The sequence below is a fragment of the Streptomyces sp. NPDC047974 genome, from assembly GCF_040653375.1.
Lineage (GTDB): Bacteria > Actinomycetota > Actinomycetes > Streptomycetales > Streptomycetaceae > Streptomyces.
Map to the genome: position 1 here is coordinate 143855 of NZ_JBEZNU010000006.1, position 18469 is coordinate 162323.

General features: G+C 74.3%; 13 protein-coding genes, 3 tRNA genes and 1 pseudogene. 11 read left to right on the forward strand and 6 right to left on the reverse strand.

The features are described from left to right. Window positions 1-2 precede the first annotated feature (2 nt). Window positions 3-650 (forward strand): class F sortase, encoded by a 648-nt coding sequence (locus AB0E19_RS11520; RefSeq protein WP_362176958.1) that lies wholly within the window; start codon window positions 3-5, stop codon window positions 648-650. Window positions 651-757: 107 nt separating this feature from the next. After that, window positions 758-1729: a glycoside hydrolase family 6 protein gene (locus tag AB0E19_RS11525; protein ID WP_362176961.1), complete on the forward strand. Its 972-nt coding sequence runs from the start codon at window positions 758-760 to the stop codon at window positions 1727-1729. 55 nt (window positions 1730-1784) lie between these two features. On the opposite strand, the gene AB0E19_RS11530 is transcribed toward AB0E19_RS11525, so the two are convergent. After that, window positions 1785-1858 (reverse strand) — tRNA-Lys (locus AB0E19_RS11530). A 207-nt stretch (window positions 1859-2065) separates the two neighbouring features. On the opposite strand from AB0E19_RS11530, the gene AB0E19_RS11535 reads away from it, so the two are divergent. The 6 genes and pseudogenes from AB0E19_RS11535 (at window position 2066) to AB0E19_RS11560 (ending at window position 9506) form a co-directional block, all read left to right on the forward strand. After that, window positions 2066-3433 (forward strand): peptidoglycan-binding protein, encoded by a 1368-nt coding sequence (locus AB0E19_RS11535; RefSeq protein WP_362176964.1) that lies wholly within the window; start codon window positions 2066-2068, stop codon window positions 3431-3433. Window positions 3434-3459: 26 nt separating this feature from the next. Continuing rightward, complete coding sequence (locus tag AB0E19_RS11540; protein WP_362176967.1) at window positions 3460-5763, forward strand: SPFH domain-containing protein; 2304 nt, start codon at window positions 3460-3462, stop codon at window positions 5761-5763. Between the two features lie 244 nt (window positions 5764-6007). After that, window positions 6008-6598 (forward strand): lytic polysaccharide monooxygenase, encoded by a 591-nt coding sequence (locus tag AB0E19_RS11545; RefSeq protein WP_362176970.1) that lies wholly within the window; start codon window positions 6008-6010, stop codon window positions 6596-6598. Window positions 6599-6624: 26 nt separating this feature from the next. After that, window positions 6625-7519, forward strand: a pseudogene (locus tag AB0E19_RS11550) (AMP-binding protein). Window positions 7520-7614: 95 nt separating this feature from the next. Further along, window positions 7615-8913, forward strand: a complete 1299-nt coding sequence (locus AB0E19_RS11555) for a sensor domain-containing protein (RefSeq protein WP_362176974.1) — start codon at window positions 7615-7617, stop codon at window positions 8911-8913. Continuing rightward, entirely contained in the window at window positions 8853-9506 is a 654-nt protein-coding gene (locus AB0E19_RS11560) for a response regulator transcription factor (protein WP_362176977.1), read from the forward strand. Before AB0E19_RS11555 ends, AB0E19_RS11560 begins: the two co-directional genes overlap by 61 nt. Window positions 9507-9585: 79 nt before the next feature. Here the strand turns inward: AB0E19_RS11560 and AB0E19_RS11565 are convergent. Both AB0E19_RS11565 and AB0E19_RS11570 read right to left on the reverse strand, forming a co-directional pair. Then, a tRNA-Lys gene (locus AB0E19_RS11565) sits at window positions 9586-9659 on the reverse strand. Between the two features lie 75 nt (window positions 9660-9734). After that, complete coding sequence (locus AB0E19_RS11570; RefSeq protein ID WP_362176980.1) at window positions 9735-10493, reverse strand: IclR family transcriptional regulator C-terminal domain-containing protein; 759 nt, start codon at window positions 10491-10493, stop codon at window positions 9735-9737. Window positions 10494-10882: 389 nt separating this feature from the next. Between AB0E19_RS11570 and AB0E19_RS11575 the strand changes: the two genes are divergently transcribed. Both AB0E19_RS11575 and AB0E19_RS11580 read left to right on the forward strand, forming a co-directional pair. Beyond that, on the forward strand, window positions 10883-11998 hold the full coding sequence (locus AB0E19_RS11575) for an LLM class flavin-dependent oxidoreductase (RefSeq protein WP_362176983.1): 1116 nt from the start codon (window positions 10883-10885) through the stop codon (window positions 11996-11998). A 254-nt stretch (window positions 11999-12252) separates the two neighbouring features. After that, window positions 12253-13953, forward strand: a complete 1701-nt coding sequence (locus AB0E19_RS11580; RefSeq protein ID WP_362176986.1) for a glycosyl hydrolase family 18 protein — start codon at window positions 12253-12255, stop codon at window positions 13951-13953. A 98-nt stretch (window positions 13954-14051) separates the two neighbouring features. On the opposite strand, the gene AB0E19_RS11585 is transcribed toward AB0E19_RS11580, so the two are convergent. Then, window positions 14052-15902 carry an EAL domain-containing protein gene (locus AB0E19_RS11585; RefSeq protein ID WP_362177297.1) on the reverse strand — a complete coding sequence of 617 codons (1851 nt, stop codon included), beginning with the start codon at window positions 15900-15902 and terminating at the stop codon, window positions 14052-14054. Between the two features lie 403 nt (window positions 15903-16305). Between AB0E19_RS11585 and AB0E19_RS11590 the strand changes: the two genes are divergently transcribed. After that, window positions 16306-17556: a M6 family metalloprotease domain-containing protein gene (locus AB0E19_RS11590; RefSeq protein ID WP_362177300.1), complete on the forward strand. Its 1251-nt coding sequence runs from the start codon at window positions 16306-16308 to the stop codon at window positions 17554-17556. A gap of 60 nt (window positions 17557-17616) precedes the next feature. Here AB0E19_RS11590 and AB0E19_RS11595 read toward each other — a convergent pair. Beyond that, window positions 17617-17690, reverse strand: a tRNA-Lys gene (locus AB0E19_RS11595). Then, window positions 17681-18331: a hypothetical protein gene (locus AB0E19_RS11600; protein ID WP_362176989.1), complete on the reverse strand. Its 651-nt coding sequence runs from the start codon at window positions 18329-18331 to the stop codon at window positions 17681-17683. Before AB0E19_RS11600 ends, AB0E19_RS11595 begins: the two co-directional genes overlap by 10 nt. Window positions 18332-18469 lie beyond the last annotated feature (138 nt).

Consider the following 18469-nt stretch of genomic DNA (forward strand, 5'->3'; position numbering starts at 1 on the left):
GCGTGGCCGCGTCGAGCCGCCCGGTCACCGGCGTGGCCTGGGCGGTCCTGCTCCTCGGCCTGTGGCTCTGGGGCCAGGACGGCGTCCAGGGCCCGGGCGGCAGCTCGGCCCCCACGCACGGCGACATCGCGGCGGTCGGCCGCCCGCTCGGCGTGGCCCTGCCGCCGCCCCGCCCGCCGATACCCGGGGCGGCGGAGCCCCGCCGCGTCCAGCTCCCCGCCCTCGGCATCGACGCCCCCGTCGTCCCCCGGGGCCTCGACGCCACCGGGGCGGTCGACCCGCCGCCGTACGAGCTGCCGCACACCGTCGGCTGGTACGGCCCCGGCACCACGCCCGGCGCTGCGGGCCCCGCGCTCCTCGTCGGCCACGTCGACACCGAGACCCGGCCCGCCGTCTTCTACGGCCTCAGCGCCACCCGCCCCGGCGAGACCGTCCGCGTCACCCGGACGGACGGCTCCGTCGCGGTCTTCACCGTCGACGACGTCTCCGTCGTCCCCCGCGACGCCTTCGACGCCGGCAAGGTCTACGGCCCGCACGACCCCACCCGCTCCGAACTCCGCCTCATCACCTGCGGCGGCACCTTCGACCACACCACCGGCACCTACACGGCCAACGTGGTCGTCTCCGCCTACCTGACCTCCGCGGAGTAGCCCCCGCGTCGGGTTCGGGTACCGCGACGGGCGCGGCCTCGCGTGGACCGGGGCGGGGCCGTGCCACGATGGGCGTCCCCGTCACCCCGACCGCGCACGAGGCCCGCATGCCCGCACGCCGAGCCCCCGCCGCCGCCCTCGCCCTCCTCGCCGTGGCGGCCTGCGCACCCGCGACCGCCGCACCCGGTCCGGCCCCGGCGGCGGACGCCCCCTACTGGGTGAACCCCGACGGGAAGGCCGCCCGGGCCGCCGCCGCCCACCGCGCCGCGGGCCGCACCGCCGAGGCCGCGCTGCTCGACCGGATCGCGACCCGCCCCGCCGCGGAGTGGATCGGCACCGACCGCCCCGAGGCGGAGGCCAGGACCCTCACCGAGGCCGCGACGAAGGCCGGCCGGGCCTCGCTGCTCGTCCTCTACGACATCCCGCACCGCGACTGCGGCCTCCACTCGGCCGGCGGCGCGCCCGACCGGAAGGCGTACCTCGCCTGGGTGGACGCCGTCGCCCGGGGGATCGGCCCGCGCCGGGCGACGGTGGTCCTGGAGCCGGACGCGGTGATGCACATGGTCGACGGCTGCGCCCCCGCCGAGCGCCACGCCGAGCGGTACGCCCTGCTCAAGGCCGCCGTCGAGCGCCTCCAGCGGCAGCCGCAGACCACCGTCCACCTGGACGCGGGCAACGCCGGCTGGGCCGCGCCGGAGAAACTGGCCGACCCCCTCCGACGGGCCGGCATCGCATCCGCCGACGGCTTCGCGGTGAACGTCTCGAACTTCCGCACGACCAAGGAGAGCGTGGCGTACGGTCGCACGCTCTCCGCCCTGGTCGGCGGCAAGCCCTTCGTCGTCGACACGAGCCGCAACGGAAACGGCCCCTACACGGCGGGCGACCCGGCGGAGAACTGGTGCAACCCGCCGGGCCGCGCCCTCGGCGAGCCGCCGACCCTGCGCACGGGCGACCCGCTCGTCCGCGCCTATCTGTGGATCAAGCGGCCGGGAGAGTCGGACGGCGAGTGCCGGGGCGGCCCGCGCGCGGGGGAGTGGTTCGACTCCTACGCACTGGAACTGGCCCGCAACGCACGGTAGTTGAACCCCGGCAACAAGAAGGCCCCTCGCTTTCGCGAGGGGCCTTCTCTGTCGGTGCGCCGCCAGGGACTCGAACCCCGGACCCGCTGATTAAGAGTCAGCTGCTCTAACCAACTGAGCTAGCGGCGCCTGCTGACAGAGATAACTCTACCCGACCTCCAGGGGTGCTTCCGACCAACGACCGCCCCTTCCGTCCCGTCTTCCGTCCCGCCTTCCGGCCTGTCGGATGGTCGTATCAGGCCGTTGATCCGTCAAAATGCGATTTGTCCAGACAGTTGAGAAACTGGCGCCCGAAACGAGGCCCAAAGGGATCTTGACGAGTGTGGAGGGGATCACATGAGCAGCGTGCCGGCCTTCGAGGAATTCGAACCCGCGCCCGACTGTGGCTGCCCGGGCTGCGCCCGGCACCGCCGCGACCTCGCCCTGGGGCTGCCGGTCCGCGCGGGCGGCCACCCGGCGGCCCACGGCGCCCGCCGGGCGCTGGTCCTGGTGACGGCGGCGGGCGCGGTCCTCGGCGGGGGAGGGGCGAGCGGCATCGCCACCGCCCTCGCGCCCGTGGCCCCGTCCGACGCGGCGGACGCGGCGGACGCCGCCCTGGGCGCCGACACCCCGCAGGGCGGCCGCGCCCCGCTGCACGGCCCGCCGGCCGCGCAGGCCGGCGGCGGACCGACCCCGGGCGCCGTCCCGACGACCAGTCAGATCTCGACGGAGACGCTGCGGAAGACGACCCGCACGGAGATCATCAACCGGGCCAAGACCTGGGTCGCGGCCCAGGTGCCGTACTCGATGGAGAAGTACTGGTCGGACGGGTACCGCCAGGACTGCTCCGGCTACATCTCCATGGCCTGGAACCTGAGCAGCAACGAGTGGACCGGCAGCCTCGACCGCTTCGCCGTCCGCATCGACCGGACCCAGCTCCAGCCCGGCGACATCCTGCTCTTCCACAACCCGGCCAACCCGACCCGCGGCTCGCACGTGACGATCTTCGGCGGCTGGACGGACTACACCCACACCTCGTACATCGCGTACGAGCAGACCAAGCCGCGCACCCGGAAGCAGGCCACGCCCATGGCGTACTGGGAGAACTCCTCCCGGTACGTGGCGTACCGCTACAAGGGCCTGGACGGCGGCGGCACCGGCGCGGGCGGCGGCGCGACGGCCCCGCCGACGGGCACGGCGGCGTACCCCGGCAGCGTGAAGTTCGGGCCCGGCGCGAACAACGCGCACGTGACGCGGCTCGGACGGATGCTGATCCAGCGCGGCGCCAAGCGCTTCTACGCGGCCGGGGCCGGTCCGAAGTGGAGCGAGGCCGACCGCAGGGCGACCCAGGCGTTCCAGCGAGCCCAGGGCTGGAAGGGCGCGGAGGCGGACGGCCTGCCGGGCCCGCACACCTGGGCGCTGCTCGTCTCGGGGCAGGGCAGGGACATCGGCGGTTCGAGTGGTTCGAGCGGTCCGAGCACAGATGCGAACGGGTTCCCCGGGCGTGGCTCCTTCCGTCCGGGCCAATCCAACGCATATGTGGAGAAGCTGGGCAAACAACTGGTGAAGCGGGGCTTCGGCAAGCACTACCTGTCGGGACCCGGTCCGCGCTGGACGGAGGCGGACCGCCGCAACGTCGAGGCGTTCCAGCGGGCACAGGGCTGGCGCGGCGCAGCGGCCGACGGCTACCCGGGCCCGGAGACCTGGCGGCGTTTGTTCCGATGACCCCGAGAGCATGAGGTGGACCCCGAATGACGGCAGCACCCCCCAACGACTCCGGCGCGGCGGCCTCCCGCGACGCCGCGCGCACGGCCCGCCGCCTCACCGACGGCACCCTCCCCCGCCGCCCCTCCACCGAGGCCCCCGCGGACTCCGCACCGGCCGAGACGGAGCCCCCCACGGCCCCGGGCCCCACGCCCACCGCCGACCCACCGTCCCCCCCGAACCCGACACCCCCCACACCCGCCGCCCAAACGGTGCGGTCCTCGACCACCCCGACGCCCCCGGGGCCCGCGCCGACCACGCCGACACCCGTGGCCTCCGCGTCGGCGACCCCGGCGCCCGTGGGCTCCGCCCCGACCACGCCGGCGCCCGCGGGCCCCGCGTCGGTCGCGCCGGGTGCCCCGCCGGGGAATCCCGTCGCGGCGGGCCCGCCGCCCGCCGCCCGTGAGGCGGGTGGCGCGGTGTCGCGTGCGGCCGCGGTCGTGCCGGGCCGGGCCACGCCCCCGGCGCCCGAGGGCGCGGCCGGTGCCCCGGCGGGCCCGGCCCGCACGGAGACCCCGGCCGGTCCGGCCCCGGCGCAGGGCACCGCTTCCCCGGCGGGTTCACCCGCGGCGGCGCCGCCCGCGGGCTCTGCCCGGCCGGGCGGTCCGGTCGCCACGGCCCCGGAGCCCGCCGCCCGTGAGGCGGGTGGCGTGGTGTCGCGTGCGGCCGCGGTCGCGCCGGGCCGGGCCACGCCCCCGGCGCCCGAGGATGCGGCCGGTGCCCCGGCGGGCCCGGCCCGCGCGGAGACCCCTGCCGTTCCGCGCGCGGGGGCGGCCGCCCCCGGTCTTCCGCCGCACGCGGCGGCCGTGCCCGCGAGCCCTGCCCGGCCGGGCGGTCCCGTCGCGACGGCCCCGGAGTCGGCCGCCCGCGAGGCGGCTCCGGCCCGCACCGACGCTTCGACGGGGCCGGGTTCGGCAGGTGCCGTTCCCGCTCGTGCGGCCGCCGCCGCGGCCGCGGCCCGTGTCGCGGAGGGCTCGGCCGGGGCGGCGCCGGCGGGTTCCGGCTCCGGGGCCGGCGGCGCCGGTCTGCCGGGGGGCGCGGGGGTCGGTGTGTTCAAGGAGGAGCGGGAGTTGCTCGACTTCGGGCGGATCACCGGGATGCGGGTCGCGTCGGTCGCGGTGCCGGTCGCGGGAGTGGGGCGGTTGCCGCGCCGGAAGAACCTCATCGGGGCGGAGACGACCGGGTCGATCCCGGTCCATCTGCTCTTCCGTGACGGCGACGGCGCCGTCACGGGCGCCGGCAGGAGCGGGACCGTCGCCGACGACGGCGGTCCCGACACCGTCGCCATGGCGCCGCCCACCGCGCGGAAGGCGAAGCAGGCCGTCATCCCGAGGCCCGCGACCAAGCACGCCCGCCCCGGCCCCGCGCGCCCCGCGCCGACGGCCGATCCGGCGCTGGTGGAGCGGGCGGCTGCGGTGCTGCCGGGCTGGGTCGGCATCGCCGGCGGGCTGCTCGCGCTCGTGGGGTGCGCGGCCGTCGTGTGGTGGGCGGGCGCCGTCCCCGCCGAGGTCGCGCGCATGCTGGGCCTGCCCCCGCGTCCGTACCACGGCATCCACCTCGCCCAGTGGGCGCTGATGGCGCTCGGTGTGCTGGTGCTGCTGTTCGCGGTGGGCGGCCTCGGCCGGGGCCGGGTCGGGTACGCCTGGGTGCTGACGCTGTTCGGCGAGTACCGCGGCACCGTCCGCCGTACCGGACTGGTGTGGGCGAGCCCGCTGCTGCTGCGCCGCCGGGTGGACGTCCGGCTGCGCCACTGGCGCAGCGAGCCGCTGCCGGCGGTGGACGCGAAGGGCACCGCGCTGGACGTGACGGTCCTCGTCGTGTGGCGGGTCAGGGACACCGTCCGCGCGGCGCTCGGGGTCGACGGACACGAGGACTACCTGCGCGAGCAGGTGGAGGCGGCGATGGCCCGGGTGCTGTCGCAGCTGCCGGCCGACGCGTTCCACGAGGACGCGCCGACGCTCCGGGACGCGGAGGCGGTCGGCGAGGCGCTGACCCGGATGCTGTCGGCGGAGTGCGCCCCGGTCGGCCTGGACGTGTTCTCGGCGCAGCCGACGAGGATCGAGTACGCCCCCGAGGTCGCGGAGGCGATGCGCCGCCGCCGGATCGCGGCGATCGACGCGAAGCACCGGGACAGCGTCCTGACGTCGGTGGTGGACGCGGTGGACGACGTGGTCCACCGGCTGACCAGTCGTGGTCTGGTCGAGCTCGACGACTACGAGCGGAAGGCGCTGGTGAAGGATCTGACGGTGGCGTTCTACACGGGCCGTGGGGGCCCGGGGGAGGGCGCCTGACGGCCGGTTCGGGTCTCCGCCACGAGGGCGGCCGGGTCTTCCCGGCCGCCCTCGCCGTTGGTATGGACATGTTCAACTTCCGTCCCTACCTTGGTACTTGGTCTAGACCTAAACCGTTCCATCGGCATAATCCGCATCACCCGCATCACATGCACCACCCGCATCACCCGGAACCACCCCGCACGCGTGCAGCACGGCCCACGGGCATCACAGAACTCCCCCACGTTCTCCCTGGAGCGACAGCATGCGCAAAAAGACAGGGCTGGCCGCCGTGGCGCTCGGCGTCACCGCCGCCTCCCTCTTCGCCACCAGCACCGCGAACAGCCACGGCTACACCGACTCCCCGATCAGCCGCCAGAAGCTCTGCGCCAACGGCACCGTGACGAACTGCGGCTCCATCCAGTGGGAGCCGCAGTCGGTCGAGGGGCTCAAGGGCTTCCCGGCCGCCGGCCCCGCCGACGGCACCATCTGCGCCGGCGGGAACTCCCGCTTCGCGCAGCTGGACGACCCGCGCGGCGGCGCCTGGCCGACGACCAAGGTCACCGCGGGCCAGAGCTACAGCTTCCGCTGGCAGTTCACGGCCCGCCACGCGACCTCGGACTTCCGGTACTACATCACCAAGAACGGCTGGAACCCGAACAGCAAGCTCACCCGGGCCCAGCTCGACCCCCAGCCGTTCCTCACCGTCCCGTACAACAACCAGCAGCCCCCGTCGACGCTCTCGCACTCCGGGACCATCCCGGCGGGCAAGACGGGCCGCCACCTGATCCTGGCGGTGTGGACGGTCGCGGACACCGCGAACGCCTTCTACGCCTGCTCGGACGTTCAGTTCTGACGTAGCGTCAGCTACAGTCCCGGGCCATGACGGCCACGACACGGGCAGGCGCGGACACCGTCGCGGAGCTCATACGGCGCCGCTGGGGCGACCACCGGACCGGGCTGCGGGACGAGCACCACACCCTCAGCCACCACCGGCGCCGCCGCGCGGGCCGCCCTGCTCGTGGAGCTGATGCCACCCCGGCCGGGGGGCGAGCCGCACCTCGGCCTGCTGCTCGACAACACGCCGGAGTACCCGCTCTGGCTCGGCGCGGCGGCCCTCGCGGGGGCCGCCGTCGCCGGTCTCAACCCCACCCGCCGCGGCGCCGAACTGGCCCGCGACATCACCCACACCGCCTGCCGGGTCCTCGTCACCCAGCGCGCCCACCTGCCGCTCCTCGACGGCCTGCCGCTGCCGGGCGTACGCGTCCTGGTCACCGACACCGAGGCGTACGGCGAGCTCCTCGCGCCCTACGCGGACGCCCGCCCCGGTGACGCCGTCCTCGGCCCGGTGACCCCCGCCACCCGCTACCTCCTCACCTTCACCTCCGGCTCCACCGGCGCCCCGAAGGCCGCGCTCAGGGTGGTCCCCGGCACTTGCGCCGGGGCCAACCGGTACGTCGACAGGGGCGACCAGGTCATGGCGGCCCTCGCCCTCCACCCCGGCACCGCCTTCGACCCGGCGGACTTCGCCCGCTTCCTCGCCGCCCGGCCCGACCTCGGCACGAAGATGCCCCCGCGCTGCGTCCGCGTCGCCCCCGCCCTCCCCCTCACGGCCACCAACAAGATCCACCGCGTGGCGCTGCGCCGCGCGTCCTTCCTCTGCGCGGACCCGGTCTGGTGGCGCCCGACGCCCACCTCCCCGTACGAACCGCTCACCGCCCCCGCGCTCGCGGACCTGCGCGCGCGGTACCGCCGCCACGGCCGCGAACCCACCTGACCGCCGGGCCCGCCGGGGGGTAGGCCCAGCCCCACCCCCGCCGCACCCCCCACCCCCATGGCCCGGCCCGGCGGCCCCGCCTACGGTGGGCGGTCATGGAAGAAGTACGTGACGTGCGGCGGGCGCTCGCGCCGCGGGCCCTGCGGTTTCCGTTCGGCGCCCGGCCGTGGCGGAGCGCCGGCTACCTCGCCACCGGGGTCGTCTGCGGGGTGCTCGTCTGCGCCGCCCTCCTCGTCCTGCTGCTCGCCTCCCTCCTGCTCGTCGGGATCCCGCTGCTGCTGTTCGGCGGGGTGGCGCTCGGCGGGGCCGAGCGGCTGCGGCTGCGGCTCGTGGACCGGCGGCCGGTGCCCGACCCGCACCGGATGCCCGCCGCGCCCGGGCTCGGGGCCTGGGTGCGGACCCGGGCGGGGGAGCGGGCGACCTGGCGGGAGCTCGCGTACGGGCTGCTGCTCGGCACCGTCCTGTGGCCGCTCGACGCCCTCGTCCTCGCCGTCGCCCTCGGCGCGCCCGCCACGCTGCTCGCCGCGCCGGTGCTGCTCGCCGCCGACGGGGAGGAGACCAAGCTGCTCAAGAGCGTGCTGGTGACCTCCTATCCCGGGGCCTTCGCCGGCGCCCTCGTCGGCGCGCTCGCGCTGCTCGTGCTCGCGTACCCCCTCGGCCTGTACGCCGCCGGGCGCGGCGCGCTCGCCCGGCGGCTGCTCGGGGCGCGGCCCCGGGACGGGCTCGGGGAGGTCATCGCCTCGCGGGCGCGGCTCGTCGACGCCTTCGAGGCCGAGCGGCGGCGGATCGAGCGGGATCTGCACGACGGCGCCCAGCACCGGCTCGTCGCGCTCAGCATGACCCTCGGGCTCGCCCGGCTCGACGCGCCGCCGGGCGGGCCGCTGGCCGAGCGGCTCGCGCAGGCGCAGGAGGAGGCGGGGCAGGTCCTGGCCGAGCTGCGGGAGCTGATCCACGGGATCCATCCGCAGGTCCTCGCCGACTACGGGCTCGGGCCGGCGCTCGCGGACGCGGCCGACCGGACCGCCGTCCCCGTCGACTGCGTGCTCGACTCCCTGCCCCGGCTTCCCGTCGCCGTCGAGAGCGCCGCGTACTTCACCGGCCGGGAGGCGCTCGCCAACGTCGACCGGCACAGCGCCGCCTCCCGCGCCCGCCTCACCGGCCGGCACGACGGCCGCTCCCTCGTCCTCACCGTCGAGGACGACGGGCGGGGCGGCGCCGACCCGGCCCGCGGCTCCGGGCTCACCGGACTCGCCGACCGGCTCGCCGTCCTCGATGGCACACTGACGATCACCAGCCCGCCGGGCGGGCCGACGGTCCTACGAGTGGAGATCCCGTGCCGCGTCAGCTCCGCGTCGTCCTCGCCGAGGACGGCGTCCTCCTCCGCGAGGGACTGATCGGGCTCCTGGCCCGTTTCGGCCACGAGGTGGTCGCCGCGGTCGGGGACGCGGAGGCGCTGCGTGCGGCGGTCGCCGTCCACGACCCGGACGTCGTCCTCACCGACGTACGGATGCCGCCCGGCTTCCAGGACGAGGGGCTGCGCGCCGCCGTCGCCCTGCGCGCCGAGCGGCCCGGCCTGCCGGTCCTCGTCCTCAGCCAGTACGTGCAGCGGGACTACGCCGCCGATCTCCTCGACTCGGGCGACGGCACCGGTGTCGGCTATCTGCTCAAGGACCGGGTGGGGCAGGTGGAGGAGTTCGTGGACGCCCTGGCCCGGGTCGCCGCCGGCGGCACGGTCGTCGACCCGGAGGTCGTACGGCAGCTGCTGCGCCGCCGCCGGGACCCGCTCGCCGCGCTGACCCCGCGCGAGCGGGAGGTCCTGGCGCTGGTCGCGGAGGGGCACTCCAACGGCGAGGTGGCCCGCCGGCTCGTCGTCACCGAGGCCGCCGTCGGCAAGCACATCGGCAACATCCTGGCCAAGCTCGACCTGCCGCCTGCCGAGGACACCCACCGGCGGGTCCTCGCCGTCCTCGCCTACCTCCAGGCGTGACGGACCCGCCGGGGGCGTACGACCCGCGGGGGCATGCAGAAGAGGCCCCTCGCTTTCGCGAGGAGCCTCTTCCTGTCGGTGCGCCGCCAGGGACTCGAACCCCGGACCCGCTGATTAAGAGTCAGCTGCTCTAACCAACTGAGCTAGCGGCGCCTGCTGACAGAGAAAATACTACCTGGTCCCGACGGGTGCTCGTGACCACCCCGCCGGGACCTCGCTCCGGGCGCCTCAGATCGCCAGCGACAGCACCACCGGGGCCGCCCGCCGGTTCAGCGTGTCGGCGGCCGAGCGCAGCCGGTGGGCGTGCTCGATCGGGAGCGAGAGCGCCAGGCAGCCGACGGCGGAGCCGGCCGTGAGCGGCACCGCGGCGCAGACCGTGCCGACCGCGTACTCCTGGAGGTCGAGGACCGGGACGGTCGGCGGCTGGCTGTCCAGCTTGGAGAAGAGCACCTTCTCGTTGGTGATCGTCCGGGAGGTGAGGCGGGCGATCTTGTGCCGGGAGAGGTGGTCGCGCCGGCCGTTCAGGTCGAGCTGGGTGAGCAGGCACTTGCCGACCGCGCTGGCGTGGGCCGCCGAGCGGAAGTCCACCCACTCGTTGACCTTGGGCGTGCGCGGCCCGTCGGCGAACTGGGTGATCTTCACCTCGCCGTCGATGTACCGGCTGATGTAGACGGCGGCGCCGACGGAGTCGCGCAGCTCGGTGAGGGTCTCCTGGAGCTTGGCCTCCAGGGCCTCGCGGCGGGTCGAGCCGGAACCCAGGAGGACCAGGGAGTCCCCGATGACGTACGCGCCGTCGGAGACCTGTTCGACGTACCCCTCGCGCCGGAGCATGAGGAGCAGGGACGAGAGGTGGTGGACGGGCAGTCCGGCCTCCCGGGCGATCTGGACGTCCGACACCCCGCCGCCGTGCCGCGAGACCGTCTCGAGGACGCGCAGGGCGTATTGCACCGAGTGGAACGGCGCGGTGGGCTCGGGCTTCAGCGCCACGGTTTCCCCCTACCAGGTTGTGACCGCAAGCTTCCGTACCACGATAGCCGCCAAGGGCCCTTTACGGGGCGGCTGTTGGCGAGAATCGTGCGGAGGAACCCCGTCCTGTACAGGGGCGCGCCACTCTGGCATATGACATGGGCATGAGTGGCCGAAAGAGGGGGAGGTCAGGGCGGCGCCGCACGCCTCTCGCGCAGGCGTTCGGACGGCGGGCGGGCGAAGATTTTCTCTGGCGAAGCGGACCCGGACGTCGATCTTCCGGTGGCCGGAATGTGACCCCCGCCACCCTGTTCGCACCCTTCGTCCCGTATGGGGGTGACATGGAATAAGGGCCACCGGACCCCTGTTGCCGCACGGATGGACGTACTCGATGGAGGAAGGACCGGACGGTGAGCGAGACCGGCACCCAGGCAGAGGCAGAAACGACGGACGGCCCCGCGGGGGACGCCATACGCGGGGAGGCCCTGGGCTCCGCCCCCGTACCCCTCTCCGTCCTCGACCTGGTGACCGTGGGCAGCGGCTCCACCGCGAGCCGGGCGCTCGCCACCAGCGTGGAGCTGAGCCGGCTCGCCGAGCGGCGCGGCTACCACCGGCACTGGGTGGCCGAGCACCACTCGATGCCCGGGGTCGCCTCCTCCTCCCCGGCCGTCATCCTCGCCCACCTCGCCGCCCACACGAGCCGCATCCGGCTCGGCTCCGGCGGCGTCATGCTCCCCAACCACGCCCCGCTGGTGATCGCCGAGCAGTTCGGCACCCTGGAGGCGCTCGCCCCGGGCCGGATCGACCTCGGCCTCGGCCGCGCCCCCGGCACCGACGGCGCCACCGCCGCCGCCCTGCGCCGCACCGAGACGCTCCACGAGGGTGCCGACGACTTCCCGGAGCAGCTCGCCGAGCTGACCCGGTTCCTGGACGACGACTTCCCGGACGCGCACCGCTACGCCCGGATCCACGCCGTGCCCGGCCCGGTGCAGGGTCCGAAGGGCCGGCCTCCGGTCTGGCTGCTCGGCTCCTCCGGCTTCAGCGCCCGGCTCGCCGGACTCCTCGGGCTCCCCTTCGCCTTCGCCCACCACTTCTCCGCCCGCCACACGATCCCGGCGCTCGACCTCTACCGGCAGTCCTTCCGCCCCTCCGCCGTCCTCGACGCGCCCTACAGCCTCATCGGCGTCGGCGTCCTCGCCGCCGACGAGGAGCGGGAGGCGTACCGCCAGGTGCTCACCGGCGCGCTGTCGATGCTGCGGCTGCGCACCGGCCGGCCGGGGCTGATCCCGACGCCGGAGGAGGCGGAGGCGTACGGATTCGGCCCGGTGGAGCGCGAGTTCGCCGACGGCTGGCTGGCGAACGTCGTGTACGGCACCCCGGACGCGGTCCGCGAGGGCCTGGACGAGCTGCGGAAGCGGACCGGCGCCGACGAGCTGATGCTGACCGCCAACGTGCACGGCGCCGAGGCCCGGCTGCGGAGCTACGAACTCGTCGCGGACGCGTACGACATGCCGCGGCTGGGCTGAATCCCAGGTTCCGAATGAGCGACTGGTTCACCGTCGAACCACCTCGCCGGCTTCCCTAAAGAAACCTTAAACCGCTCGTCACGCATGGTGGCGAGCGGTTTCGTTTTGTGCTGCACGCCTCTGACGAGGGCTTTCGCCCTCGAATTGGTCTAGTCCTCAATCTGGTTCAGACCATTGACGCGCCGTTCATGCGGGGGCTATCACTGCTCCAACTCCTGTACGGCACCACCAGTACCCCCCATCGGAGGACGCTCGTGCACCCCCGTAAGTCATTGATCGCCGCGCTGCTCAGCTCGGCCCTCGCGGCCGGCGCCCTCGCCGCCACCGCGGGCCTCGGTTCCGCCCAGGCCGCCGATGCCTCGACCACCGCCTCCGCCGGCGGGGTGCGCATCGCGTACTACGACCAGTGGAGCGTGTACGGCAACGCGTTCTATCCGAAGCACCTCGACACGCGGGGCATCGCGAGCCAGCTGGACGTCATCAACTACTCGTTCGGCAACATCCACCCGACGAACCTCACGTGTTTCATGGCCAACAAGGCCGCGGGTGACGACAACAACCCGAACGCGGGCGACGGCGCGGGCGACTCCTACGCCGACTACCAGAAGTCCTTCTCCGCGGCCGACTCCGTCGACGGCGTCGCCGACAAGTGGGACCAGCCGATCGTGGGCGTCTTCAACCAGTTCAAGGAGCTGAAGGCGAAGTACCCCCACCTGAAGATCAACATCTCGCTCGGCGGCTGGACCTACTCCAAGTACTTCCACGACGCGGCCAAGACGGACGCGAGCCGCAAGAAGCTCGTCTCCTCCTGCATCGACCAGTACCTCAAGGGCAACCTCCCGGTCGAGGGCGGCTTCGGCGGCGCGGGCACCGCGGCCGGCATCTTCGACGGCATCGACATCGACTGGGAGTACCCCGGCTCCTCCGGCGGCCACCTGGGCAACCACTACGGCCCCGAGGACAAGCAGAACTTCACCCTGCTCCTCGCCGAGTTCCGCAAGCAGCTCGACGAGTACGGCGCGGCCAACGGCGGCAAGAAGTACATGCTGACCGCGGCCCTCCCGGCCGGCCAGGACAAGATCAAGTACATCGAGACGGACAAGATCGGCGCGTACCTCGACTACGCGAACATCATGACGTACGACATGCACGGCGCCTGGGACGGCGACGGGCCGACGTACCACCAGTCCCCGCTGTACTCCGGCTCCAACGACCCGACCGACGTGATCGCGCCGGGCCAGGAGAAGTACTCGGTCGACGCCGCCATCGACTCCTGGATCGACGGCAACCCGACCTACGGCATCACCGGCGGCTTCCCCGCCAACAAGCTGACGCTCGGCTACGAGTTCTACTACCGCGGCTGGAAGGGCGTGCCCGCCGGCACCACCAACGGCCTCGCGCAGACCGCCACCGGCGGCTCGAACGCCCGCCCGCTGAGCCAGCAGGCCGGCATCGCCCACTACAAGGAGCTGGGCGGCATCGTCGACAACGCGTCGACCACCTTCTGGGACGACCAGGCCAAGTCCTCGTACTTCTACAAGGACGGCGAGTTCTTCACCGGCCTGAACCAGAAGTCCATCCAGGAGCGGGTGAACTACGGCAAGCAGCGCGGCCTCGGCGGCGCGATGATGTACTCCCTCCTCGGCCTGGACGAGAACGTCACCCTGCTGAAGCAGATCAACACCGCGCTCGGCGGCACCACCGTCCCGCCGACCACGCCGCCCACGACGGAGCCGACCACGCCTCCGACCACCACCCCGCCGACCACGCCCCCGACCACGCAGCCCCCGGCCGGCTGCGGCTCGGTCCCGGCCTACGTCGCCGGCCAGGTCTACAACGCGGGCAACGAGGTCTCCCACAACGGCCGCAAGTACAAGGCCAAGTGGTGGACCCAGAACGAGACCCCCGGCACCACGGGCGAGTGGGGCGTCTGGCAGGACCTCGGCGCCTGCTGAAGCCCTGACCGCCCCGCGTAACCCCGCATGAACCGCTGCCCCCGCCCGGAATGTCCCTCCGGCCGGGGGCAGTTCCATGCCCGCGCCGCCCGGCGGCCTCAGACCCGCAGCGGCGTCGTGCCCTCGATCATCGCGGCGATCCGGTCCGGGGCCACCGCCCGCGAGTAGAGCCAGCCCTGGCCCGTGTCGCAGCCGATCCGCCGCAGCCGCGCCGCCTGTCCCGCGGTCTCCACGCACTCGGCCGTCACCGTCAGGCCCAGCCGGTGGGCGAGCTGCACCAGCGCCTCCACGATCAGCTCGTCCGCCGGGTTGGGGTGCTCCTCGTCCTGGAAGCCGCGCACGAAGGAGCCGTCCAGCTTGAGGACGGAGACCGGCAGCCGGCTCAGATAGGCGAGGTTCGAGTAGCCGGTGCCGAAGTCGTCGATGGCGATCCGCACGCCCATGTCGCTGAGCGCCTGGAGGGCCTGGAGCGGGCGGCCCGCCGACCCCATGACGGCGGACTCGGTCAGCTCCAGCTGGAGCAGGTGCGGGGCGAGGCCGGTCTCGGCGAGGATCCCCGCGACGTCCGCCACCAGGTCGGAGTCCCAGACCTGGCGGACCGCCACGTTCACGCTCACGAACAGCGGCCGTTCCCGCGGATGGTCCTTCTGCCACTGCCGGGCCTGCGTGCAGGCGGTGCGCAGCACCCACCGCCCGAGCTCCACGATCGAGCCGTCCTCCTCGGCGATCGCGACGAACCGATTCGGCGGCAGCACCCCGAACTGCGGGTGGTTCCACCGCACCAGAGCCTCCACCCCGCGCACCGCCCCGCCGGCCAGGTCGACCAGCGGCTGGTACTCCAGGGCGAACTCCCCGCGCTCCACGGCCGGGCGGAGGGTGGAGGAGAGCGCCTGCCGGGTCATCCGGTGCGCGTTCCGCTCCGGGTCGAAGAGCGTCCAGCGGGCCTTGCCGTCGGCCTTCGCCCAGTACAGCGTGGTGTCGGCGGCCTGCATCAGCCCGGTGGCGGTGGTGCCGAAGGCGGCACGCTCGACCACGCCGATCGAGGCCGAGACGGAGAGCCGCTGCCCGCCGAGGTCGAAGGGCCGCTCCAGGGCGGCGAGCACCGAGCGGGCCAGGTCGGCGAGTTGTTCCGTCCCGGTGGAGTCCTCGACCAGGACGGCGAACTCGTCGCCGCCGAGCCGGGCCACGAGGTGGCCGCCGCTGCGGGTGTAGCCGGCGCTGTCGGCGCACTCGGTGAGCCGCCCGGCGACGGCGGCGAGCAGCCGGTCGCCGACCCGGTGCCCGAGTGTGTCGTTGACCGCCTTGAAACCGTCGAGGTCCAGGTAGCAGAGACCGATCCGCCCTGTTCTGCCATGGCTGTGTGATCGGTACGACCGGTAGGCGTGGGGGGAGCCGTACGGCTCCGGGGCGCCGGCCGGCTCGGTCGGTCCGGCCGCGCCGGTGGCCGCCTCGACGCTCTCCGCCGCCGCGCACTCCAGGGCGGCGGAGAGGCGCTCGAAGAAGAGCGCCCGGTTGGGCAGCCGGGTCACCGGGTCGTGCATCTGGAGGTGGCGCAGCCGGGCCTGGAGCTCGCGCCGCTCGCTGATGTCCGCGACGGAGAGCAGCACCCGGCCGGTGTCGGGGACCGGGGCGACGGTGACCTCGGCCCACAGCTTGCGCCCGTCGGGGTGCTTGAGCCGGCGGGTGCAGCGGAAGCGGGAGCGGCGGCCGCGCAGGACCTCGCGGTAGGCGTGCCAGGTGCGTCCGTCGGCGGCGAGGTCCACGAGGTCGGCGGCGGCCTGCTCGCGCAGGGCGGCGCCGTCGGTGCCGAGGAGGGCGCCGAGGGAGTCGTTGGCGGCGACGACCAGGCCGTCCCGGTCCACGAGGGCCATGGCGAGCCGGGAGGCGCGGAAGGCGGCCCGGTAGTCGCGGAGTTCACGCTCCGTGAGTGCCGGGCGGGCCGGCGGGATGCCGGGCGGTTCTGGGTGTACCGGTCCTTCGGGGGTTCCGCTCACCGCTCGCTCCCGTGGTGCTGGGGGGCCGTTCACATGTGGTCAGGATGGTCGGCCTCCGGACAAGTCTGCCGATCATAGAGCCAGCCCGGGGGGCCGTTCCAGCTCCTGGGCGGGGGAGCGGGGGCGCGGACGGTGTGAGTCCGGACACCGGGAGCCGCCCCTTCGACCGATTCCGCTCGGGTCTGACGCACGGCGTCTCCGGGATGACCGAATGTGACTGTCCGTGAGCTGAACTCCGCCCGTCTCGCGTCCACCGGACGCCACGCTCTCACCCGACCGGGGCAGCGGAAACATGCGAAACACCGCGAACCGTCACAAGGTGGGGGAGGTGTCCCGCACTCGCGAACCGGAGGTCCACGTGGAGGGTCAGCAGCCACCCGGGGGAGTGGAGGGCTCCCGGCTGCGCGCCGGAGCCGCCTCGTTCACGGCGCTCGCCGCGCTCGCGGCCACCGGCCTGGTCGCCGGGCCCGCCGTGGCCGCGCCCTCGGCGGGACCCTGCGCCCTGCCCCGTACCGCCGCCCACCACTCGCTCGGCGTCGACAGCTGGAACGGCTCCTATCCGCGCCCCGAGCGGGCGCTCGACGCGGTCATGATCTTCCTGTCGTTCCCGGACGCCGCCCCGCTGACCACCCCCGAGGAGCTGACCGCCGACCACTTCCCGGCCACCACCGAGTTCTTCCAGCGCGCCTCCTACGGCCGGTTCACCCTGCGCCCGCACCCCCGCGCCGTCTGGACGCCGATGCCCCGCCCGTCCACGGAGTACGACATACGGCGTGACTGGGACGCCGGGAAGCGGGCGGAGTACCTGCGGGACGCGGTCGCCGCGGCCGACGGCTCCGTGGACTTCTCCCGGTACGACATCGTCTACCTGGTCGCCGACCCGGACGCGCCCGGCGTCGACTCGGACGCCACCAAGGTGGTCAACCTGGAGCGCCCGCTGGAGGTCGACGGCGCGAAGATCCGGCGGGTCGTCACCGTCTTCGAGCGGCACCCGCCGGACCGGAACGTCCTCGCCCACGAGACCGGCCACGTCTTCGACCTGCCCGACCTCTACCGCCGTCCGGCCGACGGCAAGGGCGACTGGGACACCCACGTGGGCGACTGGGACGTCATGGGCAGCCAGTTCGGGCTCGCCCCCGACCCCTTCGGCTGGCACAAGTGGAAGCTCGGCTGGCTGGACCGCTCCCAGGTGGCCTGCGTCCAGGGAGGCGAGCCGCGCGTGGTCGGCCTGGAGCCCGTCTCCACCGCCCCCGCGACACCGGCCGCCCGCTCCACCCGGCTCGCCGTCGTCCGCACCGGCCGGGACAGCGTCCTCGCGATCGAGGCCCGCGCCGCCACCGGCAACGACGCCGACACCTGCACCGAGGGCGTCCTGGTCTACCGGGTCAAGGCCCGCGCGGCCTCGGGCGAGGGCCCGGTCCAGGTCGTCGACGCCCATCCGGGCACCGAGGCCTGCTGGGAGCGCTCGGTCTACCCGCCGCTCGCGGACGCCCCGATGGAGGTCGGCGAGACGCTCACCGTGCCCGGTACGGACGTCCGCGTCGAGGTCTCCGACCGCAGCGAGTCCGGCGTCTGGACGGTGAAGATCACCCCGCCGAGCACGGACTGACCCCCGGTCCCGAGCAGCAGAAAGACCCCCTCGCTTCCGCGAGGGGGTCTTTCCTGTCGGTGCGCCGCCAGGGACTCGAACCCCGGACCCGCTGATTAAGAGTCAGCTGCTCTAACCAACTGAGCTAGCGGCGCCTGCTGACGTCGTAGACATTAGCACCCTCACCCGCGGGAGCGAAAATCGATACCCGCACGTCGGCCGCCGAAACCATCCGGGCGGCCCGCACGCAGGCCCAGAGCACCACCTCGGGACCCGGCAGCCACGGGTTCCGGGTGTCGGGGGCGACCAGCCACCGGGGCCGGGTGGACTCCTCCCCGGCCGGCACCAGCGGCGGCACGGTCACCGCGTCGCCCGTCCCGTGACAGATCGGCCGCGGCACGGCCTCCCCCCACTCCTCCCAGTCGAGGAGCGCGGGCAGCCGCTGGGCGGTGCCCGGCGCGGTGAAGAGCAGCGTCCGGCCCCGGTGCGTGGCCACCGGACCCGAGCCCGGGCCCTCCTCCCACAGCCGGTCCAGCATCCGCCGCCCGAAGACCGGATCCACGTTGACGACGTCGAAGGCCGTCCCGCAGGGCAGCACCGCCGGCGACTCCGGCCGTGCCTCCCAGCGCGCCAGCGCCGCCCCGAGGTCCCCGCCGGCCGCCGACGCCAGCCAGGCGGCGCCGTCCGCCGTCACCCGGGCGGTCTGGTGCCGGTCCTCGTCCCCCGCCCGCAGGAAGCGGAGGACGCCGTACGGGGTGTACGGGGTGGTCTCGTCGCGCAGCCAGGTCGTCGTCATGCAACAGGTCTACCGCCGGTGACGGACCGGATGCCGGGAGTCGCGAAAAGGCGGACACGGTCGACCCCGGGGGAGTATCGTGCGCCCCGCATATGGCCCGGCGCATATGCCGAACGCCCGTTCTCCCCCTCCCCGGAG

Excerpts from the sequence above, each read along its gene's own strand:
- AB0E19_RS11525 (WP_362176961.1), top strand. The coding sequence starts at position 758 with ATGCCCGCACGCCGAGCCCCCGCCGCCGCCCTCGCCCTCCTCGCCGTG.
- AB0E19_RS11535 (WP_362176964.1), top strand. The coding sequence starts at position 2,066 with ATGAGCAGCGTGCCGGCCTTCGAGGAATTCGAACCCGCGCCCGACTGT.
- AB0E19_RS11540 (WP_362176967.1), top strand. The coding sequence starts at position 3,460 with ATGACGGCAGCACCCCCCAACGACTCCGGCGCGGCGGCCTCCCGCGAC.
- AB0E19_RS11545 (WP_362176970.1), top strand. The coding sequence starts at position 6,008 with ATGCGCAAAAAGACAGGGCTGGCCGCCGTGGCGCTCGGCGTCACCGCC.
- AB0E19_RS11555 (WP_362176974.1), top strand. The coding sequence starts at position 7,615 with ATGGAAGAAGTACGTGACGTGCGGCGGGCGCTCGCGCCGCGGGCCCTG.
- AB0E19_RS11600 (WP_362176989.1), bottom strand. The coding sequence starts at position 18,331 with ATGACGACGACCTGGCTGCGCGACGAGACCACCCCGTACACCCCGTAC.